Source organism: Acidovorax sp. Q11, assembly GCF_054950075.1.
On record NZ_JBUDZG010000054.1, the window covers coordinates 1 to 11702 of the forward strand.

At 67.0% G+C, this 11702-nt stretch carries 12 protein-coding genes and 1 pseudogene; 9 read left to right on the forward strand and 4 right to left on the reverse strand.

What is annotated here, in order from left to right; genetic code table 11:
* Window positions 1–197 precede the first annotated feature (197 nt).
* A complete protein-coding gene (locus ACYZGB_RS22275; protein WP_409889191.1) occupies window positions 198–473 on the reverse strand; it encodes a ParD-like family protein in 276 nt (91 codons plus the stop codon).
* 135 nt (window positions 474–608) lie between these two features.
* The gene (locus ACYZGB_RS22280; RefSeq protein WP_462391130.1) at window positions 609–1490 is read right to left on the reverse strand and encodes a LysR family transcriptional regulator; all 882 of its coding nucleotides are present in this window, start codon (window positions 1488–1490) and stop codon (window positions 609–611) included.
* Window positions 1491–1589: 99 nt separating this feature from the next.
* Here ACYZGB_RS22280 and ACYZGB_RS22285 point away from each other — a divergent pair, with 99 nt between their 5' ends.
* The 6 genes from ACYZGB_RS22285 to ACYZGB_RS22310 all read left to right on the forward strand — a co-directional run bounded on the left by ACYZGB_RS22285 (window position 1590) and on the right by ACYZGB_RS22310 (window position 6543).
* Entirely contained in the window at window positions 1590–2291 is a 702-nt protein-coding gene (locus ACYZGB_RS22285; RefSeq protein WP_462391132.1) for a class I SAM-dependent methyltransferase, read from the forward strand.
* Window positions 2292–2490: 199 nt separating this feature from the next.
* A complete protein-coding gene (locus ACYZGB_RS22290; protein ID WP_462391134.1) occupies window positions 2491–3096 on the forward strand; it encodes a hypothetical protein in 606 nt (201 codons plus the stop codon).
* Between the two features lie 23 nt (window positions 3097–3119).
* Window positions 3120–3557, forward strand: coding sequence for a hypothetical protein (locus tag ACYZGB_RS22295; RefSeq protein WP_462391136.1), 438 nt, complete (start codon window positions 3120–3122; stop codon window positions 3555–3557).
* Between the two features lie 35 nt (window positions 3558–3592).
* Window positions 3593–4009, forward strand: coding sequence for a DUF2141 domain-containing protein (locus tag ACYZGB_RS22300; protein ID WP_462391138.1), 417 nt, complete (start codon window positions 3593–3595; stop codon window positions 4007–4009).
* A gap of 25 nt (window positions 4010–4034) precedes the next feature.
* Window positions 4035–5555, forward strand: coding sequence for a carotenoid oxygenase family protein (locus ACYZGB_RS22305; RefSeq protein WP_462391150.1), 1521 nt, complete (start codon window positions 4035–4037; stop codon window positions 5553–5555).
* Window positions 5556–5658: 103 nt separating this feature from the next.
* Window positions 5659–6543: an alpha/beta fold hydrolase gene (locus ACYZGB_RS22310; protein ID WP_462391140.1), complete on the forward strand. Its 885-nt coding sequence runs from the start codon at window positions 5659–5661 to the stop codon at window positions 6541–6543.
* A gap of 132 nt (window positions 6544–6675) precedes the next feature.
* Here the strand turns inward: ACYZGB_RS22310 and ACYZGB_RS22315 are convergent, their stop codons facing one another.
* The gene (locus ACYZGB_RS22315; RefSeq protein WP_462391142.1) at window positions 6676–7065 is read right to left on the reverse strand and encodes a nuclear transport factor 2 family protein; all 390 of its coding nucleotides are present in this window, start codon (window positions 7063–7065) and stop codon (window positions 6676–6678) included.
* A 144-nt stretch (window positions 7066–7209) separates the two neighbouring features.
* On the opposite strand from ACYZGB_RS22315, the gene ACYZGB_RS22320 reads away from it, so the two are divergent.
* Both ACYZGB_RS22320 and ACYZGB_RS22325 read left to right on the forward strand, forming a co-directional pair.
* Complete coding sequence (locus tag ACYZGB_RS22320; RefSeq protein WP_462391144.1) at window positions 7210–8160, forward strand: AraC family transcriptional regulator; 951 nt, start codon at window positions 7210–7212, stop codon at window positions 8158–8160.
* A gap of 58 nt (window positions 8161–8218) precedes the next feature.
* Complete coding sequence (locus tag ACYZGB_RS22325; protein WP_462391146.1) at window positions 8219–9103, forward strand: alpha/beta fold hydrolase; 885 nt, start codon at window positions 8219–8221, stop codon at window positions 9101–9103.
* A 47-nt stretch (window positions 9104–9150) separates the two neighbouring features.
* Here ACYZGB_RS22325 and ACYZGB_RS22330 read toward each other — a convergent pair whose 3' ends face one another.
* Window positions 9151–10845 carry a hypothetical protein gene (locus ACYZGB_RS22330; RefSeq protein ID WP_462391148.1) on the reverse strand — a complete coding sequence of 565 codons (1695 nt, stop codon included), beginning with the start codon at window positions 10843–10845 and terminating at the stop codon, window positions 9151–9153.
* Between the two features lie 113 nt (window positions 10846–10958).
* Between ACYZGB_RS22330 and ACYZGB_RS22335 the strand changes: the two are divergent.
* Window positions 10959–11513: pseudogene (locus tag ACYZGB_RS22335) on the forward strand (alpha/beta fold hydrolase); the annotation flags it as partial.
* Window positions 11514–11702 lie beyond the last annotated feature (189 nt).

Consider the following 11702-nt stretch of genomic DNA (forward strand, 5'->3'; position numbering starts at 1 on the left):
TAAAAGACTTGGACAAGAAGCTCATGCGCTATATCCGCCACTACAACAAAGACCCCAAGCCCATCAAGTGGAAGCACGACGATCCGCAGCGCCGATACCGCCAATTTCAATGATTCAGTGGACTAGTTGTGCGGCCCGCCGCGCCATCACCAGTTCTTCGGCCGAGCGGATCGGCACCCCACGGTCAGCGCGGGCCATCAGTGCGGCTGCTTTCTTGCGCGTGCGGCAGGGGCGTCTGCGGCAGGCTTGCTGTCCAGCTCACCCCGCGCCGCCAGCGCCACATCCAGCCCGCCCGCCAGCTCGGCCCGCACCAGCATCTGGCAAATCTCGCGGTGGTCCAGGTCGGGGTACATCTCGGCCAGCATGCCGACACGCATCCAGTGCTCGGCCTGAGAGTTGATGGAACGGCTCAGCGCCGTGCTGGCCAGACGCAGGTTTTCGTGCATCTGGTCGGAAATTTTGACAATGCCCATGGGGTGCTGACTTTATGCGAAACGTATTTGAATTGTATTCGTTTCGCATACTTTCAAGGCGTGCCGCACCCAAGCGACGTCACCCCCGCCTTGTCCGCCAAGTTCAAAGGCGCGTAAAAAAGCGACCGCCCGGACTCAGTCTTCGCCCCCCAGCCCCTCCGCCAGCGCCTCAAACACCACCCGGATCCGCCGCGAGGTGCGCAGCTCGCGGTGCGACACCAGCCAGATCGGAAAGCGCACTGGCGGCAGGTCCTCCAGCACGCGGACGACGCCTGGGGTGTGGCGTGCGATGTTGTCCATCATGGCCCCGATGCCCATGCCCTGGCACACCAGCGCCCAGTGGGCCACGGTGTGGTCGGAGTAGCAGCTGAAGTTGTCTTCGCTCAGATGCAGGCCGTACTGGCGCAGGTACTCCAGATACCGGCCCGCGCGGTCCGAGCCCACGAACGGTACCTGGGTTGCGTCCTGCGCGGTGCGCGGGTGGCCATAGGTTTTCACACAGCCTTCGGATGCATAGAAGTAGGCGGTGGCCTCGCGCACCAGGCGGGCGATCAGGTCAGGCTGCTCGGGCTTCACATGGCGGATGGCAATGTCGGCCTCGCGGCGCAGCAGGTCGCTCAGCGCGTTGGACGAGATCACTTCGACGGCAATGCCCGGCTCCTGGGCGCGCAGCCGCTGCACGATGGGCGGCAGCAGGTAGGCCGCCACGGCGTCGCTGGCCGACACCGACACCACACCGCCCACTGCCTCAGACCGGCCCGTGGCCGCCAGGCCCAGGGCCTCGGCGGCTGCGCCCATGGCGCGGGCGTGTTCCAGCAGGTCGAGCCCGGTGGGGGTGAGCGCCATGGCCTTGCCCACACGCTCGAACAGGGTCACGCCCATGTGCTGTTCGATGGCGGCCACCTGGCGGCTCAGCGTGGGCTGGGTCAGGCCCAGTTTGCGGGCGGCGGCCGAGAGCGAGCCGGTTTCTGCGGTCTCCAGAAACGCCTTGAGCTGGTTCCAGTCGAGGTTGTCCATGCGTAAATGTATATGTTCACTGCAATAAAGGCCGTTCCCTGCGGGGTTTTGCATGGATAGCATTCCGGTATCGCTCAACGCCCGATGCCCCACCTGCCCATGCCAACGCCTTCCATTGCCCCGGCCCTCCATGCCACTCCACATGCCGAGGCGGGTGCCGCTCCCTTTGCCCGCAAGGCCCGCTTTTGGGACCGCATAGCGCCCAAATACGCGGCCGAGCCGATTGCCGACATGGCGGGCTACGAGGCCACGCTGCAGCGCGTGCAGGCGCTGCTGCCTCCCGCAGCGGATGTGCTGGAGGTGGGTTGTGGCACCGGCAGCACGGCCATGCGCCTGGCGCCTTTCACGGGGCGCATGCTGGCCACCGATGTCGCGCCGGGGATGATTGCCATCGCCCGGGAGCGGCTGGCCGCCCAGCCTGTGCCGCAGCTGGGCTTTGCGCTGGCCGATGCCGACGCACCGGGGCAGGGGCAAGGTGCCTACGACGTAGTGCTGGCCTTCAGCATGCTGCACCTGGTGGAAGGCCTGGACCATGCGCTCAAGCTGCTGGTGCAGGCCCTGCGGCCCGGCGGTTTGCTGATCTCCAAGACGCCGTGCATCAACGAGATGAACCCGCTCATCCCCCGCCTGGCACTGCCCCTGATGCAGGCCATTGGCAAGGCGCCACAGGTGCTGTGTTTCGACGCGCAGCAACTGCAGGTGGCCATCGTGCGGCAGGGGCTGGAGATTGTCAGCGTCGAACGCCACGGCACCCGGGGCAAGGACATCCGGGTCTTCATCGTGGCCCGCAAGCCGGGCTGACCTCCCGCACTTTCTAGACAGACCGTGACCACGGCCGGGCCTCAGGGCTTTGGTCGGTGGCGGGCTGCTGTGCGCCTGTTTTTTTCTTCCTTCTCCTTTCTTCTCCTTCCTTCTCCTTCCTTCTCCTTCCTTCTCCTTCCTTCTCCTTCCTTCTCCTTCCTTCTCCTTCCTTTCCCCCCCATTCACCAAGGAGCCGTGTATGACTGCGTTGTGCCCATTGCCTCCTTCGCTGCCTTGGTTGCACCGGGCAGCCGTGGTGCCTGCGGCCCTCATCACCTTGGCCCTGGGGCTCACCTTGCCTCTGGGGGCTTGCAGCGGGCGCAGCGGTGGTGACGGCGATGTGGCCTTGTCCGATGGGGGGTGGGGCTGCGGCTCAGGAGGCATGGCACCGGTGGCGGCCATCAGCGCGCTGGAGGGCGACTGGGTGCAGAAGGGCTGCATCACGGTGGGTGTGCAGTCGTTCAAAAAGACGCTGCGGGCGCGCACCACCGGGCAGGCCACGCTCGATTACTACGAAGGCGTTTTGGTCTTTGCGGGCAACGACTGTGCGGGCGCCTCCCAGCTGGTGGGCCCGAGCAAGCTGGGGGTGGTGCGCTTCGCCCGGTCTGACGCCAACCCGGCGCTGGCCGCCCGCTGGGGCGAGCTGCACACCGTCACGGGCACGCGCGCTGGCGCTATCTGGGCCCTGCCGTCCGCCCACCGGCTGTGCCTGCTGGGCGATGAGATTCCCAGCAGCAGGCCATCGCTTTCGGCCGTGGCCGCGAGCGTGGCAAACCTTCCCGCAGACAACTGCTTTGTTCGATGAAACCGATGACACCAAGGAACCCCATGAAGTCTTCTACACGCCCTGTGCTTTTGTGGGCCGCCCCCGCCGTTGCGGCATTGGCCCTTCTCAGCGGCTGCGCGTCCACCCTCGACCAGCGAGGCCTGGAGCAGCGCACTGCGCAGGCCATCGGGCGGTCCGTGGGCCAGTTCTCCATCACCGACCGCGAAGAGGAAACCGGAGGCCGCATCAACTACACCGTCAACACCCTGGACGGCATGGCCTACCGCTGCTACCTGTACAGCGCCACGGGTTTCCAGAAAGCCATGAGCTTTGGGCAAACACCCCATTCCGACGCCATCTGCACCGCCATGGTGGCCAGCAAAAGCGGCAGCAGCAGCCCTGAGGCCGCAGCACCCGCAGCAGCCCCTGCACCTGCCGCCCGTGGCCGCAGTGCAGGCCCCGAGTGCAACGCCTTGCTGAAAGCGGCCGGACGGTGCTGAAGCGCGGCCTGCCCAACGCTGCACGGAGCACCCCCATGAAGTCGATCCACACCATCCTGACAATTGCTGCGGCCTGGCTGCCCCTGGCGGCCAGCGCGGCAGACCTGCGGGTCTCTGTAACCGACGGCCCCGCTGCGCCAGCAACGCTCTACCTGGCCGTGTTTGACTCGGCCGATGCATTTGCCAGCAACCAGGCCGTGGTCTCGCAGAAGATCGAACTGCGCGACGGTGCCGCGCAACTGGTGTTCAGTGGCTTGCCCGCCGGGCGCTACGTGGTCAAGTCGTTTGCCGACGAAAACGGCAACGCCAAGCTGGACACCAACCTGCTGGGCCTGCCCACAGAGCGGTATGGCTTCTCCAACGATGCCCGGGGCCGCATGGGCCCGCCCGGCTTCGACGCGGCGGCCGTGCCTCTGGATGCCGACCACAGCATCACCATCCGCCTGCGCTGAACCCCCTGGAGGCGTCTTCATGTCCATCCATCGCCGTGATCTGGTGCTGCGGCTCATGGCCGCTGGCGGCGGCCCCTTGCTTGCGTCCCTGGCATCCCAGGTGCCCCGCGCGGCGCACGCACAAGCGTCGTCCCCTAGCTGGCACGCCCAGTTCGAGGCGTCCCAGGCGCCGTGGAAGCCGGCGTTTGCCACTGCGGCGGCAGACATTCCTCTGACAGCAGCCCCGGTGCGCGGGCGCTTCCCGGATGCCGTGGCGGGCACGTTGTACCGCGTGGGCCCGGCGGGCCACGACCTGGGTGGAGAGCGCTACCAGCACTGGTTTGACGGCGACGGGATGGCCCACCGTTTTGTGATTGACGGCAACACGGTGAACCACCAGGGCCGCTATGTGGCCACCGCCAAGCGGCTGGCCGAAGTCCAGGCGGGCCGCAGGCTGACCGAAGGCTTTGGCACCGTGTTCCCGGGCCGCGAGCCACCCAGCTCGCCCGACAGCATGAACGCCGCCAACATCAGCATGCTGCCCGTGGGGGGCGACATGCTGGCGCTGTGGGAGGGCGGCTCGGCCACGCGCCTGGACCCCCGCACGCTGGAGACCCGGGGCCTCAAGACCTGGCGCGCAGACCTGGCGGGCGTGCCCTTCTCGGCCCACCCTCGGGTGGAGCCCGATGGAACGATCTGGAACTTTGGCGTGGACGCCCACCACGGCCTGTTGCTGCTGTACGAAATCACGCCTGCAGGGGCGCTGCGCCGCGCCGATGCGTTCCCGCTCAGCCACATGCCCATGGTGCACGACTTTGCGGTCACGGCCGGGCACCTCGTCTTCCTGCTGCCCCCGCTGGTGTACGACGCGCAGCGCCGCCTGGCCGGGGCGAGCGTGCTGGACGCGCACCAATGGCGCCCCGAGCTGGGCATGCGTGTGCTGGTGGTCCACAAGCAGGACTGGAAGCGGCAGCAGATGTTCCACCTGCCTGCGGGCTTCCTGTTCCACCTGGGCAACGCCTGGGAGGAGCACACCGCCAGCGGCACGGTGATTCATCTCGACTACGCGCGCGCAGCCGACGCATCCGGCGTCCTCACCGACACGCGCGAGGTGATGCGCGCCCGGCTGGCGGGCTCTGCAGGCCCGGTGCTGACGGTGGCCCGCCTGGACTTGCGCACCGGCCAGGCCACGCAGGCCAGCCTGGGTGTGGAGGCGGAGTTTCCGCGCATCGACCCCCGGCGGGTCGGGCAGCGGCACCGCCAGGTCGTCCATGCCACCGGCACGCAGGGCGGCCTGCCGCTGTGGGGCGCCATTGCCTCCACCAACGTAGAGACCGGGGTGTCGCAGCGCTACCGCTACGGCCCCCACACCATCGTGGAAGAACATGTCTGGGTGCCCGACGCGCGCGGCCCCGGCTGGGTGGTGGGCACCGCGCTGGACTACGCCCGCAAGCAAACCCTGCTGTCGTGTTTTGCCGCCGACGCGCTGGCCGACGGCCCCGTGGCCCAGGCCACGCTGCCGTATGCACTGCCGCTGGGGCTGCACGGCGTGTTTGTGGCAGCGTGATGCGGCGTGATGCGCCCCCTGGCGTGCCCCCGGCAGGTTTTCAAAGGCCCTAGCTTGCACCGGCAGGTGGGGCGGCTTCACTCAACAAAATGGTCAAGGCGAAATGAAAAGATGGCGGTGGGCGGGCTTGTGGTTGTCCGTGTGTCTGGCGGGCTGTGCCACGGTGCCCGGCGTGGTGACTGACTCGGCGGGCGGGCGCACGGTAGAACACGCCCTGGCAGGGCAGGGCGCACCGGTGGTGGTGTTCGAGAACGGGCTGGGGGCAAGCCTCGATTGGTGGGCCAAGGTCTGGCCAGACACCGTGCAGGAGACCACCGCGCTGGCCTACAACCGCGCAGGCTACGGCCACAGCGAGGCATCGCCAGGCCCCCGCGACGGCGCCCATGTGGTGGAGGAACTGAGGGCGCTGCTCCAGGCACGCAAGCTGCCGCCGCCCTACGTGCTGGTGGGCCATTCGCTGGGCGGCTTGTACATGCAGCTGTTTGCGCGCCAATACCCCGGCGAGGTGGCGGCGCTGGTGCTGGTGGACTCCACCCACCCCGACCAGATGCGCGGCGCGGGCAACCCCGACCTGTGGCCCACGTGGCTCAAAGTGGCCTTCCGCCTGAGCACGTCTGACGTGGTCAAGCAGGAGCTGGCAGCGCTGGATGCCACCGGGCAACTCGTTGTCAGTCTGCCGGTGGACCCCGCTGTGCCCGTGTTTGTGCTCAGCGCGTTGCGCACCCCGGGGGCTTCTCCTGCGCTGGCCGACGATGTGCTCCGAAAACGCGCCGACATCGCGCACCTCTATCCAGGCTCCACCCAGGTGTGGGTGGACAGCGGGCACGGCATCCCCCTGGAGAAGCCCGAGGCGGTGGTGCAGGCGATTCGGGATGCGATGCAGGCTGCCCGTGCCTCTCAGGCGACCCGCGCTACTGCGCCGGGATGCGCGCCTGCGGCAGGCGGGTTGCCGGGTGCGTGCACACAGGGCGTGCAATCTGGTGGGTAGTCGTTTGCTATAAATTAAATAGCTAACAATGAATGCAGACGGGCGGTAAGCACCTTTTTTGTTCAAGAAAACCCGCGTTGCCGACCACAAGCCGGTGGCTAGGGCGCACAGGCAAGGGCGGGCCGTGGGCCGTCACTGGCCCCAGAACGCGTCTTCCTGCGCCGGATCGCTGGAGAACAGGCGAACCTCGACGATCCTTCCATCCACGATGTGCAGCAGATCCACACCCGCCTGCTGGAGCGTGAGGCCGTCGCGCTTGCCTGCAAACTCGATGCTCACGGCCACCCAATCTCCGTTGGCCATGTAGTGGTCGGCCCGGGTGATCGCAAACGTCCCTTGCGACACGGCCATCATCTGGCCCAGCATCTGGCCCACGGCAGCCATGCCACGGTGCGTGCCTGAGAACTGGTTGTGGCCCGGCTGGTGCCAGACCACATCGGGCGAAATGACGCGGCCGAGGGTGGCCTGGTCGCCGGTTTGTGCGGCTTGGATGTAGGTTTTGGCGATTTCAATGGCGTGCATGGGGATTCCTTGGTGGTTTTGGGGCAACGCCCCTTGTGGCGCTGTGTGGTCATTGTTGGACAATCAAAGCCTCCGCTGGCGGTGAAAATGGGGCGATTTACTGTCACTTCAGGACAAACCCCTGCGCCCCGCCGTTGCTGACCCATGACCCCACGCCATCACAAACCCGCCGCAGCCCGCCACCCCGACATCCAGCACCTGAGCTACCAGCCCGAGGGGCTGTACCCGCTCGACCTGGAGATATTCCGGGTATCGGACCTGCGGCAACGGGTGGGCGGCGAGGCGCTGGCGTCCACCTACCGCTACGCCTTTCCGACCCTGATCTTTGTGACGCAGGGAACCTGCCTCCACCTGGTGGACTTCGAGCATGTGCGCTGCGGCCCGGGCTCGGTGCTGGTCCTGCGGCCTGGCAAAGCCCACAGTTTTGGAGACACCCAGGACTGGGACGGGTGGATGGTGCTGTTCCGCCCCGAGTTTCTGTGGGCAGCGGCCCCCGCCGCGCAGGCGCAGACCCCGATCGACGGGCTGGACGGCCTGCCGACCGCTTGGGTACTGGGCAGCGACAGTGCACTGGTGATTGCCCACGCCATTGCGCAGATGCAGCAGGACACGCAGACCCACGCCGCATCGCTGCATGCCCATGCCCTGTTGCGCTATCAGCTCTATGCCTTGCTGACGCGGCTGCGCATGGCGCATGAGCAGCAATCTGCCCAGCCCGCACCGCCGGGGCGCGCGCTGCAGAGATTCAAGGCATTCGAGTTGCTGGTGGAGAAGCACTTTGCCACCTGGCACCAGCTGCCCCGGTACGCACAGCAGCTGGGTTGCTCCGAGAAAAGCCTGGTGCGCGCGTCGCTGGAAGCAGCCGGTGTCACACCCAAGGCTTTCATCTCCGCCCGCATCGTTCTGGAGGCCAAGCGCCTGCTGGCCCACACCACCTGGCCGGTGGCGCGCATTGCCGAGAGCCTGGGCTACAGCGATCTGGCGAACTTCGCCAAGTTCTTCAAGCGCGAGGCCGGGTGCACCCCGACCGAATTTCGCAGCAGGCAGGCGGCCAATCAGCAGGGGTTGGCGGAGCGCCTGCAGGCAACGGGGTGAGGCGCAGAAGGCGATTTCATCGTGGCGTGCCGACCAGACCCCGTGCCAGAATGAAACGATGAGCACCACCACCTCCTCCTTCCAGTCCAACGCAGACGGCACCCAGGTCACCACCTACACCTGGGCCCAAACCCCGGGCCAACCAGTGGGCGTCGTTCAAATCTCCCACGGCCTTGCCGAGCATGGCGAGCGCTACGACCGCTTTGCGCGGGCGCTGAACGCCGCAGGCTTCATCGTCCACGCCGTGGACCATCGCGGCCACGGGCGCACCGCCGGTGGCAAGCTGGGTGACTTTGGCAGCGCTGGCTTCAGCGGCCTCATTGCCGACGTGGCCCAGTTCGGCGCACTGCTGCGCGCGCAGCATGGGCCGCAACTGCCCGTGTTCCTGTTCGGCCACTCCATGGGCTCGTTCGCTGCGCAGGCGGCCATCCTGGATCATTCATCCACTTGGTCCGGCGTCATCCTGTCGGGCTCCACCGCCCTCGACCTGCTCGCCGCCGCCATGGCCAATGCGCCTGCCGACGCACCCGCCGGGCTCGCGGCATTCAACGCGGGGTTTGAGCACCGCACCGGCTACGAATGGCTGTCGCGCGACGCCGCAGAGGTCGATGCCTACGTGGCAGACCCCTGGTGCGGCTGGGACATGCCGGACGATGTAATCCCCTCGCTCTTCGCGCCTGCACCCCGGCTGGCCGACCCCGCGCTGCTCGCGCACATCCGCAGCGACCTGCCCATCCTGATCGCATCCGGCGATGCCGACCCACTGGCCGCCGGCGGGGTCTTATTGGAGCAACTGGGGCAGCGGTACCGGGATGCCGGTGTGGCCGATGTGACGGTCAAGCTGTACCCGGCGGCGCGGCATGAAATCTTGAATGAGACCAATCGGGATGAGGTGACGGGGGATATCGTGGCGTGGCTGCGGGCGCGTTCCCGCATTGCGTAGTCACGGCTCCCGTAGCAGCAGTCTGTTGAAGCGGCTCCCACGCCAGTTCATGCGAACAGCTCTGCCACCCTCTGCAGGAATGCCTGCATGTTCAGCTCGGCATCCAGCGTTTCGCGGGCGATAACGTCGGCGTTCCCGTGGCGCACGCCGTACTCAATGCGCTGCTGCATTTGGCCGTCGTCGTCCAGCCCGTTTTCGTAGCCCATGCGGAACATGCGTGATATGTCGCCGCGGCGAGCCAGTGCCAGGAATCGATGCTCGTCGAGGCCCGTGATGGGTGGAAAGCAAAGGCACACCACTTTGATCGCGCCCTCACCAGCCCTGCCGGGCAGAGTGGCCACATGGCATCCGAGGCCGTCCGGGTGGATGCGTTCTGCGACAGGCAAGGTGGAGGCCTTGTCTTGCCACACACGCGTGAGTTCGGATGCACCATCCGGGCCGGCGAACCTGGCCCAAAAGCCGCCTGGGTCTTTGCGCAGGTCCTGGTGCAAGGCTTCGGTCACTTCATAGTGGTGACAGCGCCGCCCACGCGGGTCGGGGGTGTGGGACTGCAGCGATGCAGGAATAGGGCGCAGTGCAGCCCGCCAGGCAGCTATGTCGTTCCAGCGGACCAGTGGCGGCGTGTGGGCTAGCGTGGCGCGCACGGCCGCCAGCGCCTCGCGTTCCTGAGGCGCGCGCCAATGGCTGCTGTGCTGCCAGTGGTCCTCCAACTCGCGGGCGATGGCGGCTGCCAGTGGGTTGCCATTGAGGTGGGCGATGACGAGGCGCTGCGCAAGCGGAAAGACCTCTTCACGCAGGCTGCGCGAGCCGTCGGAGCCGTCAGGGCGGTCCGACCAGGTGTAGGCGTTGCGGTAGGGAGTATGCACTGTGTCGGCGCTGGCGTCGTTGAGCAGTTGGTCCAGCCCATGCAGGTCAGTGCACAGACCCGCCAGGGGCAGAACCCGGCCACCTACCAGCGCAAGGACCGCTGGCAACTGCGCCAGGCGTTCGAGTGTCCACCGGTGCAGGGAGCCCGGCCCGGGCTCGAAGAACGCCATGCCCAGCTCGAAGGCGGTGTCCTGGTGAGGCTCGGGACCCAGGGCTTGTGCCAGCACAGCGGTACAAGCGTCATGCCACACACGCAGGGTCAGGTTCAGCACCTCATAGCGCATCAGATTCACTGCCAGCATCTGGCGCACAGCACCAAGCCGTCGGGCGAGGACGATGGGGGCGTCGGGCTTGTCGGGTGGCGCAGCTTCCAGCTCAAAACCGCTGCCAGCCATAGCGCGTGCCAGAGCAGGGGCCAAAACTTCTCGCACCTCGCTCTCGCCGCGCAGCGCGTCTGGCGGGAGCGCCCCCCAGGGCAGCTTTTGGGCGGGCGCCACAGGCGCGGCGGCTTGCGCGAACTCGGTCGGCACTACCCGGCCGTCGGGCAGAAAACCTACGCCCAGCGTCGCGTCATACGCCACCAATCCCAGTGCACCGGCAATCTCCACAGCCGTCCGGTATGCAGGCATCTCATCCACGTTCGGGAGGTCAAACTGCCATGCCGCGCGACGGCAGGCGTTGGCCTGCTGCAAGGGCGTGGTTCGGCCCGCGTCTTTGAAGCGATCCTCGAACCGCAGCGCGAACTCGACAAAGCGCAAGTTCTTGCCATCGGCACGCGCGTGCAGCAACTCGCGCATGGCCTCCAGCGCCGCAAAGCTCTCAGGCAGCGGCAGGGCATGGCGATCGGGGTCGAAGAGGTGAAGGCTAGAGGGCATGGCTGTGCGAAGACAAAGGGTTGGCTCGCGCAGCTTAGCCGGGATCAGGGCCGGGCAGCTTCGCCGCACGAGATGGACTGCACGGTCGCGTCGCGTAGCAGCATGCAGGCTTCCCGCTCTTCCTGTTCGGGCACTCCATAGGCACGTTCGCAGCGCAGGCGGCGATTCTGGACCAAGCATCCACCTGGTCCGGCGCCGTCCTGTCAGGCTCCACCGCTCTCGACCTGTTCGCCGCCGGCATGGCCGATGCACCGGCCGATGCGCCCGCCGGGCTCGCTGCATTCAACGCGGGCTTTGAGCACCGCACCGGCTACGAATGGCTGTCGCGCGACGCCGCAGAGGTAGACGCCTACTTGGCCGACCCTTGGTGCGGCTGGGACGTGTCACCCGACGTGATCCCCTCGCTCTTCGCGCCTGCCCCCCGGCTGGTCGACCCCGCGCTGCTCGCGCGCATCCGGAGCGACTTGCCCATCCTGATCGCGTCAGGGGACGCAGACCCGCTGGCTGCGGGCGGGGCTTTGATTCAGCAACTGGGGAAGCGGTATCGGGATGCCGGTGTGGCCGATGTGACGGTCAAGCTGTACCCGGCGGCGCGGCATGAGATCTTGAATGAGTCCAATCGGGATGAGGTGACGGGGGATGTTGTGGCGTGGCTGCGAGCGCGTTGACTTCGCGTAGTCGATGCTCGACGCCGTGGTGGCGATCTGGTCGATGCCTGCTTTCGGCCAGCGGACTAAACCGCTCGCGCGGTAGCCCGCCGCGAAGGCCCTGACAGTAACTACACATCGCGCCCCTGTCTATGTTGGCGAGCGAGGCAATCGGCCTCTTTCTTCGACAGGAGCGCGATCATGATCTCT

What these genes read in the sequence shown, in the direction of transcription:
- ACYZGB_RS22275 (WP_409889191.1), bottom strand. Translation starts at nt 473, where the DNA reads ATGGGCATTGTCAAAATTTCCGACCAGATGCACGAAAACCTGCGTCTG.
- ACYZGB_RS22280 (WP_462391130.1), bottom strand. Translation starts at nt 1,490, where the DNA reads ATGGACAACCTCGACTGGAACCAGCTCAAGGCGTTTCTGGAGACCGCA.
- ACYZGB_RS22285 (WP_462391132.1), top strand. Translation starts at nt 1,590, where the DNA reads ATGCCAACGCCTTCCATTGCCCCGGCCCTCCATGCCACTCCACATGCC.
- ACYZGB_RS22290 (WP_462391134.1), top strand. Translation starts at nt 2,491, where the DNA reads ATGACTGCGTTGTGCCCATTGCCTCCTTCGCTGCCTTGGTTGCACCGG.
- ACYZGB_RS22295 (WP_462391136.1), top strand. Translation starts at nt 3,120, where the DNA reads ATGAAGTCTTCTACACGCCCTGTGCTTTTGTGGGCCGCCCCCGCCGTT.
- ACYZGB_RS22300 (WP_462391138.1), top strand. Translation starts at nt 3,593, where the DNA reads ATGAAGTCGATCCACACCATCCTGACAATTGCTGCGGCCTGGCTGCCC.
- ACYZGB_RS22310 (WP_462391140.1), top strand. Translation starts at nt 5,659, where the DNA reads ATGAAAAGATGGCGGTGGGCGGGCTTGTGGTTGTCCGTGTGTCTGGCG.
- ACYZGB_RS22315 (WP_462391142.1), bottom strand. Translation starts at nt 7,065, where the DNA reads ATGCACGCCATTGAAATCGCCAAAACCTACATCCAAGCCGCACAAACC.
- ACYZGB_RS22320 (WP_462391144.1), top strand. Translation starts at nt 7,210, where the DNA reads ATGACCCCACGCCATCACAAACCCGCCGCAGCCCGCCACCCCGACATC.
- ACYZGB_RS22325 (WP_462391146.1), top strand. Translation starts at nt 8,219, where the DNA reads ATGAGCACCACCACCTCCTCCTTCCAGTCCAACGCAGACGGCACCCAG.
- ACYZGB_RS22330 (WP_462391148.1), bottom strand. Translation starts at nt 10,845, where the DNA reads ATGCCCTCTAGCCTTCACCTCTTCGACCCCGATCGCCATGCCCTGCCG.